The sequence below is a fragment of the Streptomyces sp. NPDC051555 genome (genome assembly GCF_044454405.1).
Taxonomy (GTDB): domain Bacteria; phylum Actinomycetota; class Actinomycetes; order Streptomycetales; family Streptomycetaceae; genus Streptomyces.
Genome location: NZ_JBITDP010000031.1, coordinates 1 through 26,138 on the forward strand (window position 1 = coordinate 1; position 26,138 = coordinate 26,138).

General features: G+C 73.9%; 25 protein-coding genes. 8 read left to right on the top strand and 17 right to left on the bottom strand.

The genetic code is table 11. The features are described 5' to 3' along the window. Positions 1 to 217 precede the first annotated feature (217 nt). The 3 genes from ACIBEA_RS38265 to ACIBEA_RS38275 form a co-directional block, all read right to left on the bottom strand. On the bottom strand, positions 218 to 733 hold the full coding sequence (locus ACIBEA_RS38265; protein ID WP_399267944.1) for a hypothetical protein: 516 nt from the start codon (positions 731 to 733) through the stop codon (positions 218 to 220). Between the two features lie 200 nt (positions 734 to 933). Continuing rightward, positions 934 to 1,995 (bottom strand): cytochrome d ubiquinol oxidase subunit II, encoded by a 1,062-nt coding sequence (locus ACIBEA_RS38270; RefSeq protein ID WP_399267946.1) that lies wholly within the window; start codon positions 1,993 to 1,995, stop codon positions 934 to 936. After that, complete coding sequence (locus ACIBEA_RS38275) at positions 1,992 to 3,731, bottom strand: cytochrome ubiquinol oxidase subunit I (RefSeq protein WP_399267948.1); 1,740 nt, start codon at positions 3,729 to 3,731, stop codon at positions 1,992 to 1,994. The genes ACIBEA_RS38270 and ACIBEA_RS38275 overlap by 4 nt, the downstream gene beginning before the upstream one ends. A gap of 81 nt (positions 3,732 to 3,812) precedes the next feature. Here ACIBEA_RS38275 and ACIBEA_RS38280 point away from each other — a divergent pair, with 81 nt between their 5' ends. Beyond that, on the top strand, positions 3,813 to 4,985 hold the full coding sequence (locus tag ACIBEA_RS38280; RefSeq protein ID WP_399267950.1) for a glycosyltransferase: 1,173 nt from the start codon (positions 3,813 to 3,815) through the stop codon (positions 4,983 to 4,985). A 184-nt stretch (positions 4,986 to 5,169) separates the two neighbouring features. Here ACIBEA_RS38280 and ACIBEA_RS38285 read toward each other — a convergent pair whose 3' ends face one another. Further along, a complete protein-coding gene (locus tag ACIBEA_RS38285) occupies positions 5,170 to 6,825 on the bottom strand; it encodes a condensation domain-containing protein (RefSeq protein ID WP_399267951.1) in 1,656 nt (551 codons plus the stop codon). 184 nt (positions 6,826 to 7,009) lie between these two features. On the opposite strand from ACIBEA_RS38285, the gene ACIBEA_RS38290 reads away from it, so the two are divergent. Next, positions 7,010 to 7,636: a TetR/AcrR family transcriptional regulator gene (locus tag ACIBEA_RS38290; RefSeq protein ID WP_399267952.1), complete on the top strand. Its 627-nt coding sequence runs from the start codon at positions 7,010 to 7,012 to the stop codon at positions 7,634 to 7,636. 28 nt (positions 7,637 to 7,664) lie between these two features. Here ACIBEA_RS38290 and ACIBEA_RS38295 read toward each other — a convergent pair whose 3' ends face one another. Genes ACIBEA_RS38295 through ACIBEA_RS38305 form a run of 3 tightly spaced genes read right to left on the bottom strand, consistent with a single transcriptional unit; the run spans position 7,665 to position 14,397 of the window. Continuing rightward, positions 7,665 to 8,144, bottom strand: a complete 480-nt coding sequence (locus ACIBEA_RS38295) for a DUF2871 domain-containing protein (protein WP_399267954.1) — start codon at positions 8,142 to 8,144, stop codon at positions 7,665 to 7,667. 49 nt (positions 8,145 to 8,193) lie between these two features. After that, positions 8,194 to 8,670: a hypothetical protein gene (locus ACIBEA_RS38300; protein WP_399267956.1), complete on the bottom strand. Its 477-nt coding sequence runs from the start codon at positions 8,668 to 8,670 to the stop codon at positions 8,194 to 8,196. 51 nt (positions 8,671 to 8,721) lie between these two features. Beyond that, entirely contained in the window at positions 8,722 to 14,397 is a 5,676-nt protein-coding gene (locus ACIBEA_RS38305) for an amino acid adenylation domain-containing protein (protein ID WP_399267958.1), read from the bottom strand. Between the two features lie 279 nt (positions 14,398 to 14,676). Between ACIBEA_RS38305 and ACIBEA_RS38310 the strand changes: the two genes are divergently transcribed. Then, a complete protein-coding gene (locus ACIBEA_RS38310; protein ID WP_399267960.1) occupies positions 14,677 to 15,213 on the top strand; it encodes a GNAT family N-acetyltransferase in 537 nt (178 codons plus the stop codon). A 120-nt stretch (positions 15,214 to 15,333) separates the two neighbouring features. Here the strand turns inward: ACIBEA_RS38310 and ACIBEA_RS38315 are convergent, their stop codons facing one another. From ACIBEA_RS38315 to ACIBEA_RS38330, 4 genes are all read right to left on the bottom strand, one after another. Further along, on the bottom strand, positions 15,334 to 15,546 hold the full coding sequence (locus tag ACIBEA_RS38315; RefSeq protein WP_399267962.1) for a DUF4287 domain-containing protein: 213 nt from the start codon (positions 15,544 to 15,546) through the stop codon (positions 15,334 to 15,336). A gap of 99 nt (positions 15,547 to 15,645) precedes the next feature. Next, the gene (locus ACIBEA_RS38320; protein WP_399268081.1) at positions 15,646 to 16,254 is read right to left on the bottom strand and encodes a DUF998 domain-containing protein; all 609 of its coding nucleotides are present in this window, start codon (positions 16,252 to 16,254) and stop codon (positions 15,646 to 15,648) included. A 256-nt stretch (positions 16,255 to 16,510) separates the two neighbouring features. Beyond that, a complete protein-coding gene (locus ACIBEA_RS38325; RefSeq protein WP_399267964.1) occupies positions 16,511 to 16,834 on the bottom strand; it encodes an acyl carrier protein in 324 nt (107 codons plus the stop codon). Positions 16,835 to 16,911: 77 nt separating this feature from the next. Continuing rightward, positions 16,912 to 17,148, bottom strand: a complete 237-nt coding sequence (locus tag ACIBEA_RS38330) for a hypothetical protein (RefSeq protein WP_399267966.1) — start codon at positions 17,146 to 17,148, stop codon at positions 16,912 to 16,914. 383 nt (positions 17,149 to 17,531) lie between these two features. Here ACIBEA_RS38330 and ACIBEA_RS38335 point away from each other — a divergent pair, with 383 nt between their 5' ends. Both ACIBEA_RS38335 and ACIBEA_RS38340 read left to right on the top strand, forming a co-directional pair. Further along, the gene (locus tag ACIBEA_RS38335; RefSeq protein ID WP_399267968.1) at positions 17,532 to 18,749 is read left to right on the top strand and encodes an aminotransferase class V-fold PLP-dependent enzyme; all 1,218 of its coding nucleotides are present in this window, start codon (positions 17,532 to 17,534) and stop codon (positions 18,747 to 18,749) included. 306 nt (positions 18,750 to 19,055) lie between these two features. Beyond that, the gene (locus ACIBEA_RS38340) at positions 19,056 to 19,481 is read left to right on the top strand and encodes a hypothetical protein (protein ID WP_399267970.1); all 426 of its coding nucleotides are present in this window, start codon (positions 19,056 to 19,058) and stop codon (positions 19,479 to 19,481) included. Positions 19,482 to 19,508: 27 nt separating this feature from the next. On the opposite strand, the gene ACIBEA_RS38345 is transcribed toward ACIBEA_RS38340, so the two are convergent. Continuing rightward, on the bottom strand, positions 19,509 to 20,054 hold the full coding sequence (locus tag ACIBEA_RS38345; RefSeq protein ID WP_399267972.1) for an FABP family protein: 546 nt from the start codon (positions 20,052 to 20,054) through the stop codon (positions 19,509 to 19,511). 301 nt (positions 20,055 to 20,355) lie between these two features. Here ACIBEA_RS38345 and ACIBEA_RS38350 point away from each other — a divergent pair, with 301 nt between their 5' ends. Together ACIBEA_RS38350 and ACIBEA_RS38355 are read left to right on the top strand one after the other, a co-directional pair. Then, positions 20,356 to 20,931 carry an RNA polymerase sigma factor gene (locus tag ACIBEA_RS38350; protein ID WP_399267974.1) on the top strand — a complete coding sequence of 192 codons (576 nt, stop codon included), beginning with the start codon at positions 20,356 to 20,358 and terminating at the stop codon, positions 20,929 to 20,931. A gap of 559 nt (positions 20,932 to 21,490) precedes the next feature. Next, positions 21,491 to 21,847 carry a hypothetical protein gene (locus ACIBEA_RS38355; protein ID WP_399267976.1) on the top strand — a complete coding sequence of 119 codons (357 nt, stop codon included), beginning with the start codon at positions 21,491 to 21,493 and terminating at the stop codon, positions 21,845 to 21,847. Positions 21,848 to 21,907: 60 nt separating this feature from the next. On the opposite strand, the gene ACIBEA_RS38360 is transcribed toward ACIBEA_RS38355, so the two are convergent. Both ACIBEA_RS38360 and ACIBEA_RS38365 read right to left on the bottom strand, forming a co-directional pair. Then, positions 21,908 to 22,378, bottom strand: a complete 471-nt coding sequence (locus tag ACIBEA_RS38360) for a MarR family winged helix-turn-helix transcriptional regulator (RefSeq protein ID WP_399267978.1) — start codon at positions 22,376 to 22,378, stop codon at positions 21,908 to 21,910. Further along, positions 22,375 to 22,965: a DJ-1/PfpI family protein gene (locus ACIBEA_RS38365; RefSeq protein WP_399267980.1), complete on the bottom strand. Its 591-nt coding sequence runs from the start codon at positions 22,963 to 22,965 to the stop codon at positions 22,375 to 22,377. The genes ACIBEA_RS38360 and ACIBEA_RS38365 overlap by 4 nt, the downstream gene beginning before the upstream one ends. Positions 22,966 to 23,158: 193 nt before the next feature. On the opposite strand from ACIBEA_RS38365, the gene ACIBEA_RS38370 reads away from it, so the two are divergent. Beyond that, positions 23,159 to 23,851 carry a lysophospholipid acyltransferase family protein gene (locus tag ACIBEA_RS38370; protein ID WP_399267982.1) on the top strand — a complete coding sequence of 231 codons (693 nt, stop codon included), beginning with the start codon at positions 23,159 to 23,161 and terminating at the stop codon, positions 23,849 to 23,851. Between the two features lie 48 nt (positions 23,852 to 23,899). On the opposite strand, the gene ACIBEA_RS38375 is transcribed toward ACIBEA_RS38370, so the two are convergent. From ACIBEA_RS38375 to ACIBEA_RS38385, 3 genes are all read right to left on the bottom strand, one after another. Further along, complete coding sequence (locus ACIBEA_RS38375) at positions 23,900 to 24,409, bottom strand: hypothetical protein (RefSeq protein WP_399267984.1); 510 nt, start codon at positions 24,407 to 24,409, stop codon at positions 23,900 to 23,902. After that, positions 24,406 to 24,714: a hypothetical protein gene (locus tag ACIBEA_RS38380; protein WP_399267986.1), complete on the bottom strand. Its 309-nt coding sequence runs from the start codon at positions 24,712 to 24,714 to the stop codon at positions 24,406 to 24,408. The genes ACIBEA_RS38375 and ACIBEA_RS38380 overlap by 4 nt, the downstream gene beginning before the upstream one ends. Before the next feature lie 114 nt (positions 24,715 to 24,828). Next, the gene (locus ACIBEA_RS38385) at positions 24,829 to 26,061 is read right to left on the bottom strand and encodes a helix-turn-helix domain-containing protein (protein WP_399267988.1); all 1,233 of its coding nucleotides are present in this window, start codon (positions 26,059 to 26,061) and stop codon (positions 24,829 to 24,831) included. Positions 26,062 to 26,138: the final 77 nt, after the last annotated feature.

The following is a 26,138-nucleotide window of genomic DNA, read 5'->3' on the forward strand; positions in this document are numbered from 1 at the left end:
CTGCATCTCGATCAGGTCCTCCAGATCGTGATGGGACAACGCGACCGTCTCCGGCCCCGCCAACGTGCCTTTCAGGCAGTCGAAGGCCCCTGTCGCCGCGGCGAACGGATCGATGGCATCGAAGGCGTCATACAGTTCCACCGGGCTCTTCTTTCTCCGGTTCGATTTGGTTGGCACCTTCGAATCTAGAGAGAAGAGCCCTTCTCCTGAAGCGAGTTCACCGACTTCGCGCCGGACCCCGACGGGCCGGCGCGAAGCGTCCGGGCTGGTCCTCGACCAGCCAGCCCCGCTCCACCAGCCGCTTCAGCTTCCCCCGCGTCCCCTCGATCTTCCCCGTCACCGCGGGCAGCCCGATCCTGGGCACGATCTGCTTCGCCTGCATCGGCCCCGACGCATCCGAAACAACCTCCACGATGTCCCGGTACACATCCGGCAACACGTCCACCGAGAGCCCCTCCCGCCAGTGCGGCACCATGATCGCCCCCACCATCCGCACCTCGGGCTCCACCGGACTCTCCTGCTCCGGGCGCTCGGCCACCGGCCCAGCCGACCCGGACCCGCCCAGATCCGTGATCACCTCGGCCACCGTCTCCCGAGTGATCCGCAGGCGCGACCACGCCTCCCGCTCACCCTCAAGACGCGAGGTCAACTCCGCGATCTCGGCCTCGAGCTCCTCCACCCGGGCACGGGCCGCAGCCTCCCGCGCCTCCAACTCCTCGATCAACGAAACCATCCACGCCCCCTACTCCACCCGCCACAGTAGAAGGACGACTACCCCGCGCACCCCCAAGCAGCGTTCTCCCAGCTCAGCGGTTCCCTGCAATCGAGCTACACCCAACTCCGTACCAGGGCGAGGTCCATCGGTCGCTGTCCTGACTCTCGGGAACGGCGGGTGTCGCGGTGACGGTGTTCGGCTCTGGAGCGGCGGGTGTCTCAGGAGAAGGCGGGGGTGTCGAGCGCCGCGTTCCCCGCCGTCGCTCCGGGCGTCGGGGCGACGGCGGTCCGCGCCGGCGCCCACAGGACCAGCCACATGTAGACCTGCGCCGCGATCACGATCAGCAGCACCGGCCCGGAGGTCCAGATCACCGCCGCCAACGCGGTCTCATCGGTGGCCAGTTGGGCCACCGAGGGTGCGGGCACGCCCGGGACCGTGGAGGTCAGCAGGGCCGGGTACTTGCCGGCGAAGACCGCCCCCGCCGCCGCGATCACGGCGGTCGTGGTCGCCCAGGGGGCGAGCCGTGCCCGGCCGCTCCCGGTCAGGGAGCGGGTCAGGAACAGCGCCCCCACGCCGATGACGACGGCCAGCGCCGCCAGGACCGGGTGGCGCAGCGCGTCGCCGTCGAAGGTTCCGCCGACGAAGCCCGTCAGGGCGGTGACCCCGAGCAGCGCCGCCGAGAGCGTCGCGCCGATGGTGGTGAGCGCCGCGGCCCGTCGGGCCGGGTCTCCCGTCAGCCGGGCCGCGATGAAGGCGCTGCCGTGCGTGGCCAGGAGCGCGACCATCGTCACCCCGCCGAGCAGGGTGAAGAGGTTCGGGGCGGCCACGCCCCGTACGTGACCGTCGCTGCCGAGGGAGACCCCGGCGGCCGTGACGGCGAGGAAGCAGCCCCAGCCGAAGGCGGCTGCCGCTCCGGCCGCGCAGATCAGCAGGTCGAAGGCGCGCCGGACCCGTTCGCCGGGGTGCCGGCCGCGCAGCTGGATGCCCGCGTTCAGGGCCAGCGCCCCCGCGAAGGCGATCAGCGCGTAGGGATAGGCGCCGTCGACGAGCGCGCCGCGCAGCCCGGGCAGGGTTCCGGCGAGCGCGCCGATGGAGACCAGCAGCCACGCCTCGTTGCCGAGCAGCAGCGGGCCGACCGCCCCGAGCACGGCCCGCCGCCCGGAGGCGTCGGAGCCGGTGCGGGGGAGGGCGAGCCCGACGCCGTAGTCGATCCCTGCGAGCACGAGGTAGCCGGTGAAGAGGACGATGAACGCCACGAGGGCGAGGGTCGGGTAGGTCATGACGGGTGCGCTCCTTCCCGGGGGGCCGCGGGGGCCGCGGGAGCCGCGGGTGCGGTGGTGGCCCCGGGGGGTTGGGCGGCGGCGTACGGGTCCGACTGCGGCGAGCGGGGGATCGTACGGGGATCCACGCGCGGGTCGTGGGCCGTGGCGGCGAGGCCGCTGCCGAGGGAATCCGCGGCCTGGGCGGTGGCGGTGACGGAGGCGGAGTCGGCGGGCTCCGCGGCCCGGCCGAGACCGCTCTCGCCGGGGCCGCGCATCGCGGACCGGGCCAGCAGCCACCAGTCGAGGCCGAGCAGAGCGACCACGAGGACGACGAGGACCAGGAGCGAGGCGGTCAGCCGCCCCGCACCGAGGCCGGGGGTCATGGCCTGGCGGGTGGTCAGGATGCCGGTGATGACGAACGGCTGGCGGCCGACCTCGCGGACGATCCAACCGCAGAGGTTCGCGACGAAGGGCAGCACCATCGCGAAGGGCAGCAGCCGCGCCAGCACGGTGGACCGCATGACGTCGCCGGTCCGGCTGGGGATCGGGTAGCCGGGCTGGCCGTACTGGTGGCCGGGCTGGCCGTACTGCTGTCCGGGTTGGCCGTACTGGTGGCCGTACTGGCCCGGCCGGGGGTACTGGCGCGTCGGACCGTTCGGGCCCTGGCCCGGGGGCCATTGACCGGGGTGGACCCGGCGGCCCTGGCCCTGCGCCTGCCATTGCCCTTGGGCCTGTCCCTGCCACTGGCCCGGGTACGTCTGCCCCGGGTACGTCTGCCCGGGATACGGCTGGCCGGGGTACGTCCGCTGGTGCTGCGGGCGCGGTTCGCGCAGGGATACGAGGGCCCAGATGCCCAGGATCAGCAGCACGCCGCCGATCATCATCATCAGGGTGAGGGCGCCCAGTACGGGCCCCGACGGCGGTCCCTCCAGCGGGCCGAACTTCTTCGCCAACTCCTGGAGCTGACGCGTCACTTCCGCCTGGTTGCCGTCCAGCACCGCCCCCTTGAGCGGCTGGTCCTTCTTCGTGTTGCCGAGCTGGACCATCCCGCTGAGGACGAAGAGGGAGGCGCCCCAGGTACCGGCGTGCGCACCCGTCTTCAGGGAGTGCCGGACGAAGGACCGGTCCGCGCGGCCGCGCCGGTGCAGCAGGAGGCCGATGCCGAGCATGAAGAAGCCGCCGACCGCGAGCGCGCCGCCGGTGATGTGGAAGATGGCGATCCACGCGTTGGCGTTGGAGAACAGCGCCCCGAAGCTAGTCAGTTCGAGGTGCCCGTCGCGCATCGTGTAGGCGACCGGATTCTGCATGAAGCCGTTGGCCAGCAGGGCCCACACCGCCGAGGTGTACGCCGCGGCGGCCACCGCCCAGATGCACGCCAGGTGGACGTACTTGGGCAGTCGGTCGAAGCCGAAGATCCACAGGGCCAGGAAGGTCGACTCGGCGAAGAACGAGACGACCGTCTCCACGGCGAGGGGCGCGCCGAAGACGCTGGCCGCCGTGGATTCCAGGCCGGTCCAGTTGGCGCTGAGCTGGAACTCCATGGCCAGGCCGGTGGCGATGCCGACCGCGTAGTTGATGACGTAGAGGGTGCCCCAGTAGGTGGTCATCCGTCTGAACGCGGGGTCGCCGGTGCGCACCCAACGGGTGTGCGTGACGGCGACGAGGGCGACGAGCCCGAGGGTGAGCGTGACGAGGAGGTAGTGCGTCCCGACGGTGAGGCCGAACTGAAGGCGTGCCAGGTCCTGGGGGGCCATTCCGTTCACCTCGATTCTTTCGTCGCTAGAATTCCTAGCAACACTAGACAATCGTGGTCGGCGCCCCTAGGGTTGGGCCTCATGAGAATCCTCTTTGCCAGCGTGGGCAACTTCGGGCACATATTTCCCTTGCTTCCCTTGGCGAGGGCGGCGCGAGCCGCCGGCCACGAGGTCGCGTTCGCAACGGGTGAGCAGTTCCACCAGACCCTCAGCGAGGCTGGCTTCGAGCCGGTGACGGCAGGCCGGTCCGTGCCCGAGGCATTCATCGAAGCAGCGGGCGGTCGAGCCTTCCTTGAGGCCCACGGCGGCGAGGTGGGCGCCCAGGACGTGCCGCCGGAGGTCCTCGCGAACCTGCACATCAAGGTGTTCGGCTCGGTCCTGCCGCGCTGGGTCGCCGCCGACCTCGCGCCGGTCTTCGAGAGCCGGCAGATCGACCTGGTCGTCCACGAGGTGCTCAACCCGGGCGCCGGCTTCGCCGCTCAGCTCGCGGGCGTACCGGCCCTCGCGCACGGCGTCGGCCTGCTCGCGCAGGACCACGAGGCCGAGCGCCTCCAGCAGGAGATCCTCGCCACCGCCGCCGATCTGGGCGTCACCGTGCCCGCCGGGCAGGTGCTCACCCTCGGCAATACCTACATCGACATCTGCCCGCCGTCCCTCCAGGACCGGGCCTTCGTCGAGTCGGGCCAGGCGCGCATCGAGCAGCGCCCCGTCGCCTTCGTCGAGCCGGGCGAACTGCCCGCGGGCCTCGCCGAGTCGGGCGAGCCCTTCGTCTACCTCACCCTGGGCACCGCGCTCGGCTCCGCCGAGAACCTGCGCACCGTGATCGACGGCCTCGCCCCGCTGGGCGTGCCGGTCCTGGTCGCCGCCGGCTTCCGGGTGCAGATCGCCGACCTCGGCGAGCTGCCGGAGCACGTGATCGTCGCGCCGTGGCTGCCGCAGTCCGCGGTGCTGGCGCACGCCGCGCTCGTCGTCCAGCACGGTGGCAGCGGGACCACCCTGGCCACCCTCGAAGCGGGCCTGCCCCAGCTGATCGTGCCGCAGGGCGCCGACGGTCCCGCCAACGGCAAGGCCGTACGGGACGCGGGTGCGGGCGAGGTGCTCTTCGAACTGTCCGCCGAGGCGGTCACCGAGCACGCGCGCAAGATCCTGGGCGACCCCGGCTACCGCGAGGCGGCGGGCAAGATCGCCGCCGAGATCGCCGCGCTGCCCGACCCGGCCGAGATCGCCGCGCGGCTCCCTGAGTTCGCGGCCTGACCGTACGGCCAGAAAGGTCCGTACGGACCGACGGACGGCCGGTCCACCGGCCGTCCGCACACCGAACTCCCGGGCGTCGGCGCCCCCTCCGGCCGCCCGGGCCCCGGAATCCGGTGCGCGCGCTGCCATTCCCCCGTACGGCGCGCGCACCGGATCCTCAGTACCTCAGTGGCCTCGCGGCACCTCAGCCCGAAGCGGCGAGGGACAGCGAAGGCGCCGCTGCCAGGGTGGTGGGCAGCAGGTCCTCCACCGGGTCCGCCTCGCCGGCCGCCGCCAGCGCCGCCAGCGCGGCGCGCAGCTCGTGCACCAGCTCCGTCGCCTGTGCACGGTCCAGCGCGCAGGGGGCGAAGTCCAGTGCCAGCAGCGGCTCCTCGCGCCAGCGCAGCACGGTGAGCGCGGCGTCGGCCGTGGCGCCGCCCAGGTGCCCGTGGTGGAAACGGGCCGTCAGCGGGCCCGCCCCGGCCCGCGCGGGCAGCAGGCCGTCGTGGTCCGCGAAGGCGACCTGGACCAGCGGGGTCCGTGACCGGTCCCCGCGCAGCCCGAGTTCGCGCACGAGGGCGTCCGTATCGAGCGCCGCGTGGGCGAGGGCCTCGCCGACGGCGCAGGCGACCCCGCGCAGGAAGTAGTCGACGCCGCCCTCCAGCTCGCAACACACCGGTACGTTCGTCGAGCCCGGCGCGACCGTGCGCAGGGCCGGTCCCGCGCCGCGCCGCGGCAGCTCGGCGCCCACCAGCAGCCATTCGTGCCCGGAACGCCGTCCCACGGCGAGGGCCCAGGCCGCGAGCAGCACCGTCCCGTGGGGTACGCCCGCCCGCGCGGCCGTGGCGTCGACCGCGTCCCGCAGCTCCGCGTCCAGTGCGACGGGCAGCCGCTCGCCGCGGAAGTCGAAGACGGCGGGCCGCCGCCCGGGGGCGCTCAGGTCCAGCGCGGTCGGGAACTCCCGTATCCGTTCGAGGCGCTCGACGCGCTCGTTGCGTTCGGCCGCCGTGGTGGTGGCCGTCGCGGCGGGACGGTCGGTGCCCGGGGTGGCCGCGGCCGTACGGACCGCCGGTGGCAGTCCGACCGCGGCCCGGGCGTAGTCGGCGAGCAGCTCCCGCCAGACCAGGGCCGCCGACCAGGCGTCCGCCACGGCGTCGTGGCAGAGGAAGGACAGCAGGTGCCGCTCCGCGCCCAGCCGGGTCAGGGCGAAGGCGACGGGCGGCCGGTCGGGGTGCCCGATCAGCCGTTCCACCTCCCGCGCGAGCCGAGCGTGCACGGCGTCGACGGCGGCCTCCCGGTGTGCCGCCGGAGCGCCCGGCAGCTCGGGCAGGACGATCAGGGGCGGGGCGTACGCGTCGAGCACCCGCCGTACGGGCCCCCGCGCCACCTCCGGGAAGGCGGTCCGCAGCCCCTCGTGCCGCGCACCCAGGACACCGAGCGCGCTCCGCAGCACGGCGAGGTCGAGCGGGCCGGCCAGTTCGGCGCTCAGCACCCGGTGCACGGCGCCGGGGCCGACGTAGCGCTGGGCGGTCAGTGGTGCCAACTGCCCGGGCAGCAAGGGCTGTTCGCGCGGCCCCCGGTCGGGGGTCGCGGCCGGGGTCGCGGCCGGGGGCGCGGGAGCCAGGGGAACGGCCCGGGCAAGTACGTCCGTCAGTGGGGCGGCGCCCAGCAGCTGGGCCACGTCGAGCGTGAGCCCCAGCTGTTCGTCGGCGCGCGCCTGGAGCCGCATGGCCTGACCGAGGCCGCCGCCCAGGGTGAGGAAGGGCGAACCCGAGGCCCCGGCCGGCAGCGTGCGCCGGTCGTGGCACAGGACGTCCGCGGCGAGGTCGAGCAGCTCCTCCAGGGGAGTCGGGGTCTGCATGGGGTGGCCCTCTCTGTGGGCGGACTTACCCCGATGCTGCCGACCATGCCTCGAAGGCCACTAGACGATGAGGTCAGAGCGGCGAAGAGCGCCTCGGAGCGTGCTCCCGCCCCCGGCTTCTGTCAAAGGCAGGAACCCTATCACTGACCGCTGCAATTGCACCGAAAGTGGTAGCGTGAGGGACATGACTCCCCGAGAGCGACGCCTTCGCGAGCAGGGCCAGCGCCGCCAGTTGATCCTGAGCTCGGCCCGCGAGATGGCCGAGGCCGAAGGCTGGGACTTCGTCACCACCCGGCGTCTCGCGGAGCGCATCGAGTACAGCCAGCCCGTGCTCTACCAGCACTTCAAGAACAAGGACGCGATCGTGCACGCGGTGGCCCTGGAGGGCTTCGGCGAGCTCGCGGGCGCCCTGCACGCCGCGCGCGTGCGGCACGCGGAGGCGGATCCGCTGGAGGCGCTGGACGCGGTGGCGCGCGCCTACCTCGCCTTCGCCGCCAAGGGGCCGGTCCTCTACCAGGCGATGCTCACCCTGGACGCGGGCGGGACGGGGTACGCCGCTGATCCCGGTGATCCGGGGGATGCGGAACCGGTCGCCCCGCAGCCGGTGCTCGACGCCCTCGCGGAGATCCGCCTGGCCGTGGAACCGGTGGCCCTGGGCCGCGATCCGGAGCTGCTGACCGAGGTGTTGTGGAGCACCTGGCACGGCCTGGCCACCCTCACCCGGGGACGGCGGCTGCGCCCCGACCTCACGCAGGAGCGGCTGGCCGCCCTGACCGGGATCCTGACCGGCCCGGCGGCCCCGGTCGGCTGACCGTTCGGCCGATGGTTCGGCCGAACGGTCAGCCGGACACCCGCTCGGACTCTCCGGCCTGTGCGGTCCCCACGGCTTGCGCGGCTTGCCCGTCCTGCCCCTCCACGTGCTCCTTCACGCGCTTGCCCAGCAGCGTGAAGAGCAGGATCAGGCCGACCGTCAGGATGATGTGTCCCAGGCCGCCCACCAGCGAGAAGAGTTCGGGCACCTTGTGCCCGAGCACGGTCTGCGTGCCGCGGTAGGTCATGCTCGCGCAGGTGATGGCGATGCCCGCGTTGTAGAACCAGAAGAAGTAGTCGTAGTGCTTCGTCCCCGACAGCGAGAACACCTTGTCGAGACCGAGCACGATCAGCAGGCCCAGCATGCCCAGCGCCAGCAGGTGGGTGTGCACCACCGCGAGCTGGGTGTCCCCGGTGAAGTCGTTGGCCTTGGTGAGCTCCCGGTAGTACAGGCCGGAGATCACTCCGACGATCATGTAGATGTGCGCCGCATGAAACGTCTTCCGCATGCCCGCTCCCCGAATCCCCTGATGATCACATCGTCCCCGACGAGATCATTCAAGCACTCGGCGCAAGCCTCTTCGCCGGATTGCCCAGATCGCTCAAGTCCCTTTCGAGAGAGCCTCCACCGAGATTCCACCAGGGCTCCCCGGTGCCGGCCGACACTGCCGCGGGGAGGGTGGTCGGGAGGGCCGCCCGGGCCGGTGCCAGCTGCTCCGGGGTCAGCTCCGGCAGGTCCACCAGGGCGCCGAACCGTCGCGCCACCTCCCCCGCCTCCGGGTCCCCGCCGCACACGAACCGCGGGCGCGGCAGCCCCTTGGTCCCCTTCGCCCAACGCAGGTAGCGGGCCGCCTCGTCCATCAGCGCCGCCCCCGGGTCGAGGGTGAAGGTGGGCACGTGCGCGGTGCGCCGCAGGTACGCCCGACCCAACGGCATCGAGTCCAGCCGCAGCAGGACGACCTCCACCTCGCCGCGCCCCAGGACGCTCTCGGCGAAGGCGGTGCGCGGGCTCTCGGCAAGCAGGATCGCGTTCATCGTCGGTCTCCCAAAGGCTCGGTCGGGTCGGGGCGTTACCGGGGCGCGCTGCTACAGGTGGTCGGTGGTGCCGTTGGTCCCGTTGGTGCCGTTCACGTCGCCCAGGTCGAGGTCCAGGTCGAGGTCACCGGCGAGCTCGCCGAGGTGCTCCAGGCACAGCTCGTACACGTCCTCGGAGTGCGTCTCGTGCCACCCCTGCGGTACGGGCGCCCCCGCCGGCCACATCGCGCGGTGCCCGGCGCCGTCCGCGACGACGACGAAGGTCGCGAACGCGTCGGCGAACGGGTCGTCCGCCCAGGGGTGGTCGAGGATGTGCAGGCTGCCGTCGGCCTCCACCCGGGCCGCGTGCCCGGTCCGCCACATCCGGGCGGTGGCCCCCTGCGGCCCGCCGCCCAGCGGGTCGGGCAGGAAGCTCGCCCCGCTGGCACCCGGCAGGCCCGCGTAGCCCTGGGCCACGCCGACCCCCGCGACGTACAGCGAACCGGTGTTCCCGGTGGCCACCGGCCGCAGCAGCGCGTCCAGGACGTAGGCCCGGTAGCCCGGCGCGGGCCGGGTCCGCCCGTCCGGGGCCTGCTCTATGACCAGGCGGCCCTCGGCCCACCCGGCGCTGTAGGTGAGCGCCGTCCCCTCGGCCCGGGCCAGCGCCACGAGCGCGTCGTCGGCCCGGCCCAGGATGGTCGCGGCGCCGTGCTCGCGCAGCCAGCCCAGCACCTCGTAGGGGGTGCCCAGGTGCGCGAGGGCCGGGTCCGGGACGTTCACGCGGGCCCCGGAGACGAAGGCGCCCAGCAGCCCGACCGCCGCGTCCGCGTCCGGATAACCGGTCACCAGCCAGGCGGCGTCGACCTGGCCGCCGTGCCCCAGGCTCGCGGCGGCCGGCGCCGCGGTGCCGATCGCGACGGTGGCCTGCGGGGTGCTCGCCAGCACCACCGGGGCGTCGGGGTCGAGCGGGCTCGTCCGGTCCGCCGAGCGCACCGGCCACTTCCCGTCGGCCGGCAGCAGGTCGGCGGCCGGGTCCCGGACCAGCCGGGCCGCCCGCGGCACCGGCGGCAGCAGCCGGTCGGCCGCCTCGTCCAGCAGCAGGACGACGGGCCACACCGCGGTGGGCAACCCGCGCACCGGATCCACCGGCAGGCAGGCGGCCCCCGTCTTGGCGATGGCGAGCGCGGCCACCGCGAAGCCGGTCGGCGAGGCGATCGCGGTGACCACCGTGGTGCCCGGACCCGCCTGGTGCGCGATCAGGGCGTGTGCCAACAGGTCGGAGCGCGCGTCGAGTTCGGCGTAGTCCATGCCCGGCGTGAGCGCCGCGCCCGGCATCCCCGGGACCCCGGTGCCGCCGCCGATGCCGGTCAGGCCCGCGATCCCCGCCAGACCCGCGAGCCCGGCCGGACCGGCCAGCGGCGCGAGGCCGCTCAGGTCCGTCAGCCCGGTCGGGCCGCCCGTGGCGCCGCCGGACAGCGCCGGGGCGCCGGGCGCACGGGCCACCTGGGCCGCGAACAGCGAGGCCACGCTGCGCACCGGCAGCTCCAGGTGCTCCCCGAGCCAGGGGCCGACGGTCTCCGCCGACACCTCGCCCGGCAGCAGCCGCAGCCGGCTCACCGCACTGTGCGGTGTCTCCAGGGCCGCTTCCAGCAGCGCGACCAACTGCCCGGCCAGATGGGCGGCGGCGGTCTCGCCGATCGCCTCGTGCTGGAAGACCGCGCTCAGCGCCAGCCCGCCGGGCGCCCCGGCCGGGGTCTGCCGCTCGGTCAGGGTCAAGGCCAAGGCGGCCGCCCGGTGCGGGAGTTGGGCGTCCTCGGCGGAGACGGTCAGACCGGCGCCCTCGAACTCGCCGCCCGTCTCCTGGAGCAGTCCGAGCGCGATCCCGCCCGGCAGGGCCAGCGCCGCGTCCCCGCGCCGGTAGGCCGCGAGGTCCGCCGCGCGCACCCGGGCCAGCAGTTCCGTGAAGGCCGGATCCCCCGAGGTCTCGACCGACAGGGCCAGCACCCGCCCGTACGGACCCACCGCGCCCCGCAGCGCCGCGCCGTCCCGGGCGGGCACCGGAGCGGCCAGCGTGACGGGGGACCGCGCCCCGAGCCGGGTCAGCAGCGCCGCGAGCGCCGCGTGGACCACCATGAACAGGGTCGCCCCGTGCTCGGCGGCCAACCGGGTCAGCCGCTCGTGCAGGGCGGGGCCCAGCCCGCTCGCCAGCGTGCCGAGCGTGGAGTCGGCCCGGTCGGGCCCGCTGCCCGGGGCCGAGGTGGGCTCCAGGTCCCCGTACATCGCCCGGGGCGCGCCCTGCGGCGCGGAGGTCGGCCAGCGCGGGGAGTCCCCGGTGGCGCGGGCCCCGTAGGCCAGGGCCAGTTCGGCGGCCAGCGGTGTGTGCGACCACAGGTCGACCGACTCGCCCGGCAGGGTCAGTTCCAGCACGTGGTCGTCGGCGGCCAGGGCGCGCAGCCGGGTGCCCGCCGAGCCCAGCCGGCTGTTGCGCAGCGCCTCGTGCCGCCCGCCCAGGTCCCGCAGCGCCTCCTCCAGCGCGCGCACGCTCAGCGCCCCGCGCAGCCGCAGGGGCAGTACGGCGCTGCCGGTGGCGTTCCCGGCGGGGCCGGTGGCGGTGGCCGGGCTGTCCCCGACGAGCACGGCGAACAGGGCCGGGGTCGGGGCGTCGTACAGGGCGCGCGGGCCCGGGTCGACGCCGAGCGCGTGCCGGGCGCGGGCCAGCAGCCGGGCGGAGGCCAGCGAGTGGCCGCCGAGGGCGAAGAAGTCGCAGTCCGCGCTGACCGCGCGCCGCGGCAGGCCGAGCACCTCGGCGAACAGGTCGCGGACGATCTCCTGGACGGGGGTGCCCGGCTGGGTGCCCGGCCGCTTCCCGCCGAAGGCCGGTGCGGGCAGCGCCGCCCGGTCGAGCTTGCCGCTGGGGGTGAGCGGCAGCGCGTCCAGGACGAGCAGGGCGGACGGGGTCATGTAGTCGGGCAGCCGCTCCTGGAGGTGGGCGCGCAGCACCACCTCCACGTCGACGGCGTGGTCGAAGGCGGTGGGGGTGTTCGCCCAGCTGGTGGGCGCTGTGGGATCGGGCGCTGTGGGATCGGGCGTCGTGGCATCGGGCGCCGTGGGATCGGGCGCCGCGCCGTCCGCCGTCCCGGTAGCCGTCGCGGTCGCGGAGCCCGCGTACGCCGCGTGCAGGGCGCCGTACGGGATCCGCGTCGGGTCGACGAGGACCAGGTCCAGGCTCCCGTCGTGCCGCGCCGACCAGGTCGGCACGGCGCGGTAGCCCGCGCGCTCCGCCGCCGTGCACAGCTCCTCCGGATCCGGTGCGAGGCCCGGCTCGGCGAGCCGGGCCAGCGCCGTGGCCACGCTGCCCCCGGTCTCCAGGGTGCGCAGGGCCGCCCGCTCGCCGTGCAGCCGTGCGTTGGGGATCCCGGTCAGTCGCAGCACGGCCGGGCGGTGCTCCCCGAGGTGCGCGGCCAGCTCGGCGACCGTGCCGACCCCTTGCCCCCAGGGCAGTGCGGGGGCCGCCGCGAGGTCGGCGACGGGCTCGGCGGTGCTCAGGACGACGTCGTAGCGGTAGCGGGTCAGCTCGTTGTGGTCGGCGCCGCGCTTGACCCGTACGTCGACCGCGCGGATCTGCGGGAACCGCCCGGCCAGGTCCGTGAACAGGGCCGGGTGCAGCAGCAGTTCGGTTTCCAGGGCGACCCGGCGCTCCACGGCGCGCAGGACGGCCGCGGGGTCCTGCGCCGCGTCGCCCCGCCGCTCGCTGCCCCGCTGCTCCCCGCGGTGGGCCAGTTCGACCCCGGTCCGCAGGGGGCGGGCCAGGCCGAGGTGGCGCAGGTCGCCGAGCAGGATCGAGCCGCCGGGGGCGAGCAGGGGCAGCACGCGGCCGATGACGGTGCGCAGCCGGTCCAGGTCCGGGAAGAACTGGGCGACGGAGTTGAGCACGACGGTGTCGAAGTGCCCGGTGGGCAGCCCCGCGGTGTCCTCGGCCTCCCGGCAGCTGAGCCGCACCTTGCCGCGCAGCCGCCCGTCCGCCCGGGTCTGCGCGTACAGGGCGTCGATGACCGTGGGGGAGAAGTCGGTGGCCCAGTACTCCTCGCACTGCGCGGACCGGGCCAGCGGGGCCATCAGCAGTCCGGTGCCGACGCCGATCTCCAGGATCCGGCGCTGGCCGAGCTCGCGGATCCGCTCCAGCGTCGCCGCGCGCCAGGCGCGCAGCTGGGCCGGGGGCAGCGGCAGCGCGTCGTAACTGCTGTCCCAGCCGACGAAATTCTCGCCGAGGCCGCCCGAGCGGGCGTCCTGGTGCAGGGTCTCGAAGATCTCCCGCCAGGCGGTGACCTGCCCGGCCGGGTCCGCGGCGGGCGGCGCGAGCGGGGCGGGCACCACGTGGGCGACCAGCCGGCGCTCGCCGTCCTCGGCCTCGTGCACCGAGACCACGGACTCGGCGACGGCCGGGTGGGCACCCAGCGCCGCCTCGATCTCGCCGAGCTCGATCCGGTGTCCGCGCAGGGTGACCTGCTTGTCGACCCGGCCGAGGAACTCCAACTCGCCGTCCTCGCACAGCCGTACGAGGTCACCCGTGCGGTAGAGGCGGCCGCCGCCGGGGGTGAAGCGGTCCTCGACGAAGCGCTCCGCCGTGAGCCGCCCGCGGGGGCCGGGCTCGCTCCGCGCGAGGTAACCGGTGGCCAGCCCCGGCCCGCCCAACAGCAGTTCGCCGGAGCCGCCCGGGCCCACCCGGACGCCGTCGCGGTCCACGACGATGGCGACGGTGGCTCCCAGCGGTCGCCCGATCGGGATGGTGCGGGCGTCCTCGGCGGGCTCGGTGACCTCGTGCCAGGTGGCGAAGACGGTGGCCTCGGTGGGCCCGTACATGTGCAGCAGCCGGTTGGGCGGCCCGGCCCGGAAGACCTCGCGCACCCGGCGCGGATCACAGGGCTCGCCGCCGAAGAGCAGCGCGCGCAGCGGGGCGAAGGCGGCCGGGCGCTCGCGGGCGATCCGGTGGAAGAGCGGGGTGGTCAGGAAGGCGACGGTGACGCCCTGGTCGCGGACCGCCCGCTCGAAGCGCGCCGGGTCGGTGACGGTGTCCCGGGTCAGTCCGGCGAGGCGGGCCCCGGCGGCGAGGGTCGACCAGATCTCGAAGGTGACCGCGTCGAAGGCGGGGCTGGCGGCCTGGGCGACGACGTCCCGCGGGCCGAGGCGCAGGAAGTCGCCCGAGCCGACGAGGTCGAGGACGGCGCGGTGCGGGACGACGACACCCTTGGGGGTGCCGCCCGTACCGGAGGTGTAGCAGACGTACGCCGCGTCCTCGGGGCCCGGCACCGGTGCGCGCAGCGCGGCCAGTTCGGAGGGGCGCTCGGAGATGGAGGTGGCGTCGCCGTCCACGGCGACGACGACCGCGCCCAGGTCCGCGTAGTCGGCGGCGAAGGCGCCCTCGGTGACCACGGCGCGCGCCGCGCTGTCCGCGACGATCAGGCGCCGCCGCTCGCCGGGGTGCGCCGGGTCGACGGGTACGTAGGCCGCGCCCGCCCGGACGATGGCGAGGAAGGCGGTCACCAGATCCGGCCCCGGCCGCAACGCGGTCACCACGCGGTCGCCGGGGCGTACGCCGAGGGCGCCGAGGTGGGCGGCGAGTCGGTTGGCCGCGAGGCTCAACTCCCGGTAGGAGAGCGAAACTTCGTCGCCCCCGCCGGCCGGGTGGGTGACGGCGGTCGCCTCGGGCCGCGCGAGCACGTGCTGTTCGATGAGGCCGGAGAGTGACATCAAGGCTGTAGCTCCTTCGACAGCGGCGACCGGATTGGCGGCGACCGGGCTGTGGGGCGACCGGGCTGTGGCGACTGGGCTGTGGGCGGCTGGGCCGTGGGCGGCTGGGCCGTGGGGCTTGGGCTGTGGTGCTTGGGCTGTGGTGCTTGGGCTGTGGGGCTTGGCAAAACCTTGCCTCGATGTTGGCAAGCGGATCCTGAGCCTCTGTCCAAGAACACATGAAGACTGGTGGAACCGCAGGCCAAGGGCCGTGCGGTGGTCCTCTTGTACGATCACCGGATGGCAGAAGACGGGTTGTCAGAAGTGCTCACCGTGGTGCTGCGGCCGGTGACGGCGGCGGATCTGGACCGGTTCGAGGCGGAGTTCGCCGGACCGCACGGTCCCGGGCCCTACCAGTGGTACGGGCACACACCGGCCCTGCGCACGCGGCAGGCGCTCGCGGAACGCGGCCTGCTGGGCGGCGACGAGAACATGCTGTCCGTCGCCGTCGGCGACACCCTCGTCGGGCGCGTCGAATGGCTGCGGCGCGCCTGGGGACGGGCGGACACCTCGTCCTGCTGGGAGATCGCGATCGGACTGTTCGCCGAGCACCGCGGCCGGGGCATCGGCACCCGGGCGCAGCGGCAGCTCGTCGAGTACCTCTTCGAGCACACCCGGGCCGAACGCGTCCAGGTGTGCACCGACGCCGACAACATCGCGGAACAACGGGCCGTCGTGAAGGCCGGCTTCGAACTGGAGGGCCGCATCCGCCGCGCCCAATGGCGCGCGGGCGCCTGGCACGACCAGCTGATCTACTCGGTACTGCGCACACCCTGACCGCCTGGTGCTGTCCGCCCCTCGATGGCGCAGCCCCAGATCAGCGGCCCGCTCGGCTCAAGATGCCGCAGCGACGCAGCCTTCGAGAAGCCGACGGCCTGATCGGAGTCGTGCGGTCGGCTACTTGGCGCTGTCCTCGGTGAGGGTGTGGGCGACGAGGGCGTTGGCGTGTCCGTGGCCCAGGCCGTGTTCGGACTTGAGCCAGTTGACGATCTCCGTGTGCTTGGTCAGCGGGGAGGATCGGATGAGGTCCTGCCACTCGCTGATCGGGCGGCCGTACTTCGCCTCGATGGAGGGGAAGTAGCTGGCCGGACCCTTCACTGCGTCGGTCATGATGCCCCGTTTCGGTTCGCTCGGTCTGGTTCGGTTGGTTCGGCTGGTGCTGAATGATCTTGGTGGTGAGTCGATGATGCCCGGGCGGGCGGCGGTGCGCTAGCGGTCCGCCCGGACGCGGGCGAGCCGGGCCGTGACCGCGGTCAGCCACAGCAGGCCGAGGCCCGCGCCGGCGGTGAAGGCCAGGACGGAGGCGGCCGAGCCCGCGAACCCCGCGAGGACGCCCACCGGCACGACACGGGAGGCGACGGCCCAGCCCCGCAGCCCCCGGGCGGCGAGCGGACGGGCCAGGACTACGAACGCGGCGCACAGGGCGAGGTAACCGACCATCCCGCCGAGCATGTGGACGGTGCCGTGCCCGCTCAGCGCCGCCGCCCCGGGCGCGCTGCCGGGGACGCCGACGGGAAAGCCCGCCCCGGCGTCGGCCGGAAAGGCCGCGGCGACCCAGAAGGAGACGGCGAAGACGCCGACCAGGGCCGGGCCCCAGGTCCCGCCCGCTCCGCCGCGCAACACCCGCCGCAGTCCCGCCGCACCGGCGAGCAACAGTGCTCCGGTCAGCACGAAGTTCACCGTCTGGACCCAGCCCGACTCGCCCAGGGCCAGCTGACTGATCGCGTTCCGGGTGAAGTCGAAGCCGTCGCGCACGAAGCCCTGGGCGACGCCGGCCGTGAGGAACACCGGACCCGCCACCAGGCCACCGGCCACCATCCGCCGCGCGGCGTTCCGCGCTGCCGTTCCCGATGCGGTTTGCGGTGCGTTCGTGGCGGGGGCGGCGTCGTGGCGGGTGCTCACGGTGTGGGTCATGGCGGGCCTTCCTCGCGTCGATGCTGTCCTGGGTATGACCGACGGCGAGGTCCGAACTCATCGCTTCCTGAGGTGCTTCCTGTGGTGCTCCCGGCTGCTGCCGGCATGACCGAAGCCCCCGTCGCGGTCGGGTGACCGGCGGGGGCTTCGCGGTGGTTGGTCAGGCTACGGCCCAGGGGCCGAGGTCGCGGGTGTGGTGGCCTGCCGCGACGGGGCGCTCCTGGTCCCAGGAGGGCTGCAGCGCGGCGGAGAGTATGCCCCACAGCTGGCCGGCCGTGAGGGAGTGCACGGGGATGACGACCTGTCCGGCGAGGCTGGTGCGGAAGACCCGTTCCAGAGCGCTGACGATGCCGATGAGGGCCATCGAGTCCAGCCCGTACGCGTCCATCGGGATGTCGGCCGCGGGCTGCTTGTCCTTGCCGAGCCCGGGCAGGCCCTGCCGCAGGACGGTCTCGAACTTCGCGTTCCACGGTGCGTGGGCCATCGGGGACTTCCTTCCGGGCGGCAGCGCTGGTGCTCCTCGCAGCACCGTGCCGCATCCGGCTAGAGCCGCCGTGGAGGTTACGGCCAGCCGATGTTGGTGGTGGGGGCCGGGGTCGGCGCCGGGGTGGTGGGGGCCGGGGTGGTGGGCGGGGCGACCGGCCAGCCGATGTTCTCGGAGCCGCCGTCGGCGACTGCCGTGACCCCGGTGGGCGGGGCGACCGGCCAGCCGATGTCGGCGTTGGCGATCCCACCGGCGGTGAGGAGGGCGGCGGCGGCGAGGGCGGCGGTGGCGATGAGGCGGGCGATGTTCTTCATGGTGTCCTCCGTGGCAATTGTTTGATCCGGCTTGGCAACCTCTCTGCCAAGAAGATTGGCAACACCCGCTGGAAAACCGCTCGGAATGCGCTGGAGAAGGGGTGGAGAACCCCAGAAAAGGCCCCCTATTTGCCACCCTGGATCGCGTTGGTTGCCTTGATGTATGCCTCTGACCTGCGTAAATGATGGGACGGCAAGAGGGGTGGTGAATGTTGCCAAGAGTTGCCAAGAGGGGGTGGGCAAGGGTTGCCGGACCCGTTTCCTAGAGTCCCGCCTGAGCGGGTGTTGCCAAGCATTGCCAAGCCGGCTCATTGACGGGCAACATATTGCCAAGCTAGTTGGCAAGCTTTGGTACACCCCAACTGTGGGGGGAGGCCCCTGAAATGAACACGGCTCACCTCAACACGGCGGGCACCGGCCGGATGCCGGCCGCCGTGCGCGCCGTACTCGCCGACGCCACCGCCCGCGACGACCTCTACGGCCCCTACGACCTGGAGGAGCGCCTCGGCGCCGTCCTGCACACCGAGGTCTACGCCCGCCTCGGCGGCCTCCTCGGCGTCCCGGCCGCGCACACCGCGCTGTTCACCGGCGCGGCCGCCGCCTTCGAGTTCTGCCTCTCCGGCCTCGCCCTGACCCCCGGCGACCGGATCTGGACCACCCCGTACGAGGGCGTGGCACAACTGACCGCCCTCCACGCCCTGCGCGACCGTGTGCACTGCGCGCTGGAGGTCGTCCCGCTGCGTGCGGACGGGGAGCTCGACCTGGAGTGGATGGCCGCCCACCTCGACGAGGACGTCGCCCTGGTCTCCGTCACGCACGTCGCCGCCACCGTCGGCACGGTCGGCCCGGTCGAGGCCGTCGGTCGGCTGCTGGCCGGCCACCGGGCCCGGTACGCCGTCGACGCCTCGCACTCCGTCGGGCGGCTGCCCGTCGACGCCGCGGCCATCGGCTGCGACCTGCTCACCGCTGACGGCTGGCGGTTCCTGCGAGGCCCCGACGCGATCGGCTTCGCCTACGTCGCCCCCGCACTGCGGTCGCTGCTCAGCGGCCGGGCGCACCCGCGGCCCGCCCCGGCAGCCGTCGCCGCACTGCACGAGGCCCTCGCCCACCACGCGGCGGCCGCGCTGCTGCCCTGGCGCGACCTGGAGGCCGACCTGCGCGCGGTCCTGGAGCGCACCCCCGGCATCGAACTGCTCACCGCGGGCGCGGGAGGATCCGGCATCCTCGCCTTCCGGCACGCCGAACTGCCCTCTGCGCTGATCCGGCGCGCACTGGCGCGGCGCGGGGTCGTGGTGTGGAAGTCGGTGGCCCAGGAGACGCCCCTCCATCTTCCGGCCCGGGGCGTCACCACCGCGTTGCGGGCCTCGGTCCACTACGACAACACCCCCGAGGACGTCACCCGCTTCGACGAGGCCCTCCAGGACGTGCTCCGGGAGCTGCGGGAGGACCTGCGCAAGGAAGACCTCCGGACGCGGGAACTGCGCGCGCGCGAACAGGACTCCCCCGTCCGACAGCTCGCCGCGGCATCCGGCCCGGTCGCCGCGACCCGCACCCCGGCCCGCCGCGGCCACCTGACGCTCCTCCAGGGCGCGGCGAGCTGACCGTCGTACGCCCCGCCGCCGTGGAGCGGGGACGGGCGGGGACGGGCGGGGACGGGCGGTGGCGGGGACGGGTGATTCGGTCCCCCCTACCCGCCGCCCTCCGCGATGATGCGCACTCGTCAACAGGTGTGGAGCCGGAGTGACCCTTCGAGTGAACGTCCGCACGCCGGGCATCTTGATCATTTGGAGTGACGGTCCCCGCGAGGGCTTCTGCTGCCGGTCGTAGGGAGAGGAGAGTCCTCCCCGGTGAGCCCTTACCCGGGGTGGGCCACCTGCACGGTTACGACTTCGGCAGGGAGATCACACATGAACGCAACGAGGAAGCTGGCGCTCGGCGCCGCCGTGGCGGCGCTCGCGATCGGCGGCTCGGTCGCGGTGTCCACGGCGTCGGCGGGAACGCGGGAGGCCGCGCACGCCGCGCCGACCACCACCGTCTGGGCCAAGGTCGCCGCGAACGGGCAGCTGCTCGGCTCGTCGGGCGTCAGCGCGGTGCGCAAGTTCGGCACCGGCCGCTACAACATCGACGTCTACCCCGATCTGGCCAACTGCGCGCTGCTGGGCACGATCAACACGAACGGCGGGACCGATCCCGGGCCGGGCAGCTCCTCCATCCTGGTGGGCAAGGTGAGCGAGAAGACCCTCTTCATCCGCACCGCCACGCCGTCCGGGACCGCCAACAACGTCGTCGACAGCGACCGGCCGTTCTCGGTCACCATCATCTGCGGCGCCTGACCCGGTCCTACTCGGCCTGACCCGGCCCTACCCCTCTCGGCGCCGCAACTGCGCCGAGAGGTGGTGCTGGAGCGGTTGGCCGACCGCCGCGAGGTCGTGGACGAAGGTGAGCGTGCCGTCCTCGGCCAGCGTGTAGCGGCGACGGGTGGCGTTGACCTCCTTGGCCGTGGGCGCGAGGGCCACCTCGTGGGTGGCCAGGTCGACCGCGGTGCCGTCCGCGCGGCCGACCAGGATCTCCGCGATGCCCGTCGGCTGGGTGATCAGCGCCTCCACCCGGCCGTCGGGCTGGAGCCGCCACCAGCCGCTCTCGCGGGCCGACGGCCGCAGCGGCGCGCCGTCGGCGTCCAGCAGCCAGGCCCGGGTCTCGTAGTGGAGGAAGGGCCGGCCGTCGTGGCTGAAGGTGACCTCCTGCGCATACGTGAACTCCCCGCCGAGCGTGGGGTAGCCGCCGCGCCCCCGCCCGTGCCAGGTGCCCAGGAACCCGAGCACCGGCCCCAACAACGGGTGCGGCGCGGGCGCCTCGTCCGGCCGGTGGGCGTCGGGGTACGGGTGCCCTGCTGCGGGGTCGAACACGGTGCGCGCTCCTGGTGGTGTCGGTGCAGTGTGGTGTCGGTGCTGTGTGGTGTCTGTGCTGTGTGGTGCCGCCGGAAGCCTAGAGGTTTTGTCGCGCAAGGGCGGGTGGGGAAAAAATCTTGGCGGTCCGTTCCCGAACCGGGGGAGCGCGGCACTCGTACCTGGTGCCAGCCATGAAACCGTCGGCCGTCCTCGGGACGCCGGCCGCTGGCGCAGACATCGAGATCGGAGCAGCGCACCGATGACGCAGTCCGCCGAGCACCCGATCGGGGTCCCCGCGCCCCGGAAGCGGGCGAACTGGATGAGACGCAGCTCGGACCGGGAGGACCTCTCCGGTCTGAGTGTCACCGACAAGATCCACAAGCTGGAGGCCCAGAGCCGGCGCTACCGCTCGGTGATCTACCGGATCGTTCCCCCGCGCTACGTCGACCAGGTCCACCAGGACGCGCTGGTGGCCATGTTCAAGCACCTGGACGCGGGACACACGGTCGATGACCTCTTCGCCTACTTCCAGACCATATGCGTCAACACCGCGCGGGCCGAGTACAAGCGGATCCTCAAGCGGGCGGAGACCCTCGTCGAGACCGGCCACGACGTCCTCGACACGGTGGCCCCCTCGCCCGAGGACAGCGTCGCCGAGGCCGCGTACGAGAGCGTGCACGCCGTCCTCGCCGACGTCCTCGAACCGGTCGAGCACCGCGCCTACGTCCTCACCGTGGTCTTCGGTCTGACCTCGGACGAGGTCGGCCGGCACGTCGGGCTGACCGGTTCGGCGGTGCGCAAGGCCGTCCGGCGCGCGGAGAAGAAGCTCCGCACCGAGGAGGTGCTCGACCGCTTCCACTATCGCCCGCGCGGCACGGGCGTCCAGGAGGGCTAGTCGTCTCTTCCCCCCGGTACGCGAACCGCCGGCCCGGACACCACCGTTGCCGGACCCGGGTCGCGTACCCCGGGGTGGAGATTCACTCCGCCTGACGCACGAAATGGCGCGAAGAACAGCCACGTCCCCGCCGCGGGGGGAACTGCGGCAGGGGGCGTCGTTCTTCGCTAAGGGAGCCAGACATGACCGAAGCTGTATCCACGAGCGTCGCGATACTGGGCGCGGCACTTGCATGGTTGCACCGACACATCGATCGCCTACTGATGGGCTTCCCCAAGCTCCCCGCAGTGGGCTCCGTCCGGGCGGCGACGCCTGCCCGCACGGTGGTCCGGCAGGACGCGTCCTCCGGAAGATTGGATGATCGACTGTGGCCCGAACAAGCATGACCCGAGCCGGCCGCGCCGAGGCCGGCCCGGTCGGACCTACCGTGCGCGCTGGGGACGCACGATAGGTCCGGCCTGTGAGTGAGCGGCCGGGTCCCGATTCCCGATGCGGGGCCCGGCCGTACTCGTAGGGGGTGACAGAGCATCACCGTCCGCGATTTCCGGAGATACCCACCATGAGCGCCCTCCCCGAGAACACCGCGCCCGCCCCGCTCCACTTCGACGCGACCATCGAGCAACTCCTCGCCGACGTCGAGTGCGAGGTCGAGCACCGCCGCAGCGCCTACGAGGCCGCCCGGACCGTCGAGCGGCGGATCCTCGACCGCCTCGACCGGGCCCGCCGTGCGGAGCGCCGCCGCAGCGCCTCGTACCGCATCCGCACGGCCGTGCACGTGGGCCTCGCGGCCCTCGGCACCCTCGCGTGTGCCGGTGGCGGCGGCCTGCTCCTCCTCGGTCACCAGGGCGGGCCCGAACTCCTCGGTGCGGCGGGAGCGGCCTGGAGCCTCGCGGCGGCCGTTGCCGACAAGTCGTAGCCGTAGCCGTAGCCGCGGGGGCGGGGGCGGGGGCGGGGGTGAAGGCGAGGCCCACCGGGCTCACTCGGCCGGATCGGCCCCCGGCTCCGCCGCGACCGCGTCCAGCGCCGCGCTCAGCCGGCGCAGCACCCGTACCGTCTCGTCGAAGGCGTCCTGGCCGCCCAGTTCGTGCAGCAGCCGCGCCGCCAGGTCCGCGTGGCCCGGTTCGATCCTGGCGATCGCCGCGCGTCCTTCGGCCGTGGGGCCGAGGAGTTTGGCGCGCCGGTGCGCCGGGTTGGGCGCGTACGCGGCGAGGCCGCGGTGGACCAGGAGGTCGGCGATGCGTTGGACGCTCTGGCGGGTGATGCCCATGGCCCGCGCGATACCGGCGACCGGCAGCGGTTCGGGCAGCACGGCGCCCAGGACCTGCCACCACGCGGCGGTGAGGCCGGCGGGCGCGGCCAGTTCCTCGGAGACGCCGAGGAACTGGCCGTTGAGTCGGAAGACCGACAGCGCGGTGCCCGACAGCGCGTCCTGCGCGGCCCGGCTCACGCGTTGAGCTCCGCGTACGCGGCCGGGTCGGAGTGGTGGAAGAGCCGGTACCAGGCGTCGAGCGTGGCGCCCTCGAACGCGCCGAGCCGGCCGAGGACCTCACGGGCGAAGGCGACCGGCTCGGTCGGTCCCGCCGTGATGAGGTCGCCGGTGGTGACGGCGTCGGTGTCGGCGTAGTGGGCAGCGCCCGCGTAGCCCGTCGCGGCGAGGTATTCGGGCGCCGCGCTGGTGTGGGCGCGGTCGTCGAGCAGCCCCTCGCGGGCGAGGCCCGCCGTGGCTCCACAGATGGCGGCGACGGGGACGCCCGCGTCCAGGAAGGCCCGGGCGGCCTTGGCGAAGACGGCCAGGTCGTCGCCCGCGTCCCAGAGGTCGGCCCCGGGCAGCAGGAGCAGGGCGCTGTCCTCGGGGCGGAGGTCGGCGAGCGCGAGGTCGGGGGTGATGCGGAGGCCGCCCATGCTGCGGACGGGGTCGGGGGAGAGGCCGACGGTACGCACTTCGTGGCCGGTGCGGGCCAGCCAGGCGGTGGCGTGTCCGGTCTCCCAGTCGGCGAGGGTGTCGTAAACGGCGAGGTGCACGGTGCGGGTCATGGCGTCCTCCATGTCGTGGCCTGTGTCAGTATGCTGTCAATTCGACAGTGTCCTGTCAATGACGCGAGGGAACCTAGGCACCACAACCCCTGCGAAATGAGCACGATCACTCAGGACGGGACCGCGGCACCGACCGGACGATGGTGATCACGCACCACGCGCCACGCATCACGTCCCGGTCCCGGAGGCCCCCTTGCTCAGCCGTACCGCCGCATCGCTGGTCCCGCTCTTCGGCAGGCTGTCCGTGACCGGTACGGTCGCCCCCGCAGGAGGGTCGGGCACGGTCCTCGTCGCCAACCACACCTCGCTCACCGACCCGGCCGTGGTGCTCGCCGCGCTGCACCGGCTCGGGGTCCGTCCGGTCGTCATGGCGACCGCGGGCCTGTGGCGCGTGCCGTGGCTCGGGCGCGCCCTCGACGGGGAGGGGCACATCCCGGTCGCCCGTGGCACCGCCCGCGCCTCGGCCGCACTCGACGCGGCCGCCGAAGCGCTCGGGCAGGGGCGGGTGTTGCTGATGTACGCGGAGGGTCGGCTGCCCGCGCGCACGGACGCGGCGGACTCGGCCCCCGGCCCGTTCCGGAGCGGCCTGGCCCGGCTCACCGAACGCACCGGCGCCCTCGTCGTGCCGGTCGGCCAGGCGGGTGCGCGCCGGATCTCGTCCGGGAGCACCGTCAAGCAGCTGGCGGGAGTGGCCACCGCGCCCCTGCGCCGTCCGTCGCTGCACGTGCACGTGGGCGCTCCCGTGCGGCTGACCGGCGATGTCGCGGCCCGCACCGACCAGGCGCGCGCCGCGGTCACCGACGCCTGGCGCACGGCGGCGGCGCTGGTGCAGGTGCCGGTGCCGGTACGGGAGCCGGGCCGCCGCTCGTCCCCGAGCGCCCGGTAGCGCCGCTCCGGCACCCGGCCGCGGACCCGGCCGGAACGGACCTCGCCCTCAGCCTCGCCTGAGGCCCGGTCCGCCGCCGGCCCGAGCGCGGCGGCGGGCCTGGTGTTCGTCCTCCTCGCGTTGCAGGTCGCGGATGACCCGGGCGAGGGAGAGCGCCTTGCCCCAGTGGCCCGAGGGGGAGCGGGCCGGGTCCAGGGCGACGACGGCGTCCCAGTTCGCGAGGGCCTCGTCGGCGCTGGCGGCGCGCCGCCCCTCCGCCTGGAAGTGGAAGCACCGCACGCCGTGGGCGAGGAGGCCGCCGCGGTCCGTCAGGTGGTCCACCCAGCCGACTGCGACCGCCTCGGCCGGCGGGGTCACGGTCGCGAGGACGCGGGCGGCGTCCGTCGCGAGCCGCTGCTCCCAACGCCCCCTGGTGGTCGGCCTGCAGGCCGGGTCCCCGTAGGGATGGGCGTGCTGATCGGGCCGGACGCCGGAGCCGCCGTCGACCGTGACGGTCTCGGCCGGGCCCTCGATCGTACGGTCGCACCTCGCGCAGAGCGGGCCGCCGGCCCCGGTCACCGGGCCGCACCTTCGAGGACGCGCAGCAGGGTCCGCAGCGCGCGGGCCACGGCACGGCAGTAGCTCCACCGGGTGCTGTCCGTGATGCCGCGCGGCGGGTCGGCGACGAGGTGGGACCACTCCGAGGCCGAGCCGGGGGGTGCGGCCGCGTGCAACGCCCAGCCGTGGCGGGTCAGTTCGTCGAGCAGCCGGGTCACCTCCGCGGCGGGCGGGCGCTCCCCGTACGGAACGAGGGCCCGGGCCACCAGCTCCCGGGCCGCCGCCGCTACGGGTTCCGTCGTCCGCGTCTGCTCGCTGTGCTCCACGGGGGCTCCTGTCGTCGTCACCGGGTGGTGTGACGACCGTAGGAGCCCCGGGTGCGGGGGAGGGGTACGGTTCCTGTCCCCTGACCGAGGGGGAGGATTCCTGCCCCTCCCGGGTCAGACGGCGATGCCGAGTTCCAGCGCGAGCGAGCGGGCGTCGGCCCGCACGGTACGGGGGCCCGTCCTGGCCAGTTCGGGCAGGACCATGCGGGTGTGCATGTTGAAGCGGACCGTCTCCGGCGAGGTCGCGCGGGCCTTCTGGAGCAGTGCGACGGTGGCCACGCCCTCGCCCCGGAGACCGTGGGCCCGGGCCATTTCGATCAGGTGGTACGAGCGGCGCGTCTGCGACGGGACCGTGTCGAGGTCCAGGGCCGCCGCGACCTCCAGGGCCTTGCCCGGCTGCACCAGGTCGTTGTGCATGGTGAGGGCGTACGCGTTCACCACGCCTCGGCCGAAGATCAGCCACGGGTGCGCGTAGTCCTCGCCGAGGCGCCCGGCGGCGTCGTTCGCGCGGTCCCAGTAGCGCCAGGCGAGCCCGGCGCGGCCGACCTTCGCGAAGCTGAGCGCCACCGCGAGTTGGAGCAGGCCCCAACGGGCGAGTTCCCCTTCGTCGTCCTGCCGGAGCAATGAGGCCGCCTGTTCGGCGAGTTCGACGCGGGCGTCCGCCGCCTCGTTGGCATCGCGGTAGAAGTGGTTCATGTACCAGGCGGCGCCGGCGATCGCGCGGGGACTGTCGGCGTCCTGTGCGGCGGTCATCGACCGGTCGCCGGTCATCATGACGAGTTCCGGAGCGGGTTGGAACGCGAGGAAGAGCTGGGCCAGGTGATACGTCTGCGCCTGCGCGACGAGGGCGCTGCGCCGGTCCACGCCTTCGAGGGCGCGGGACGCGTGTTGGGTGTCCGCGAGGAGGTCCGGCAGGAGGCGGGCGACCCGCGAGCGGTGGTCGCCGTCACCGTGCCAGAGCCGCCACGCCTGCCGCACGCGCGCATGCAGCACCTCGGCGGACTGCGGCTCGACATCGGCGGGCGTGAGCCGGTAGGTGGTCAGCGCCCGTTTGACGGCGGGTAGGCCGGAGTGTGCGGACTTCGTGTACGTGGCGGCAGCGATCCGGTCGTCACCGGTGAGGTCGGCGACGTCGCACTCGTAGAGGGCGGCGAGGCGGATGAGCATGGGCAGCCGGGGCATCCCGATGGCGCCCGACTCGATTCCTTTGATCCACTCCGGGGACCGGCCCACCAAGCCGCCCGCGACGGGCCTGGTCAGACCGGCGCGGTCCCGTGCCGTGCGGGCGCGCTGGGAGAACGTCTGCGGAGTGGAGGTCTGACGGACGGGGTCGTACTGCTCGGTCATGCGGGACTCCGTTCTGGCCGGGACACCGAGAACGCTACTCCCCTTTCCCGAAGGGGAGATGGCGCAACAGGCCCACA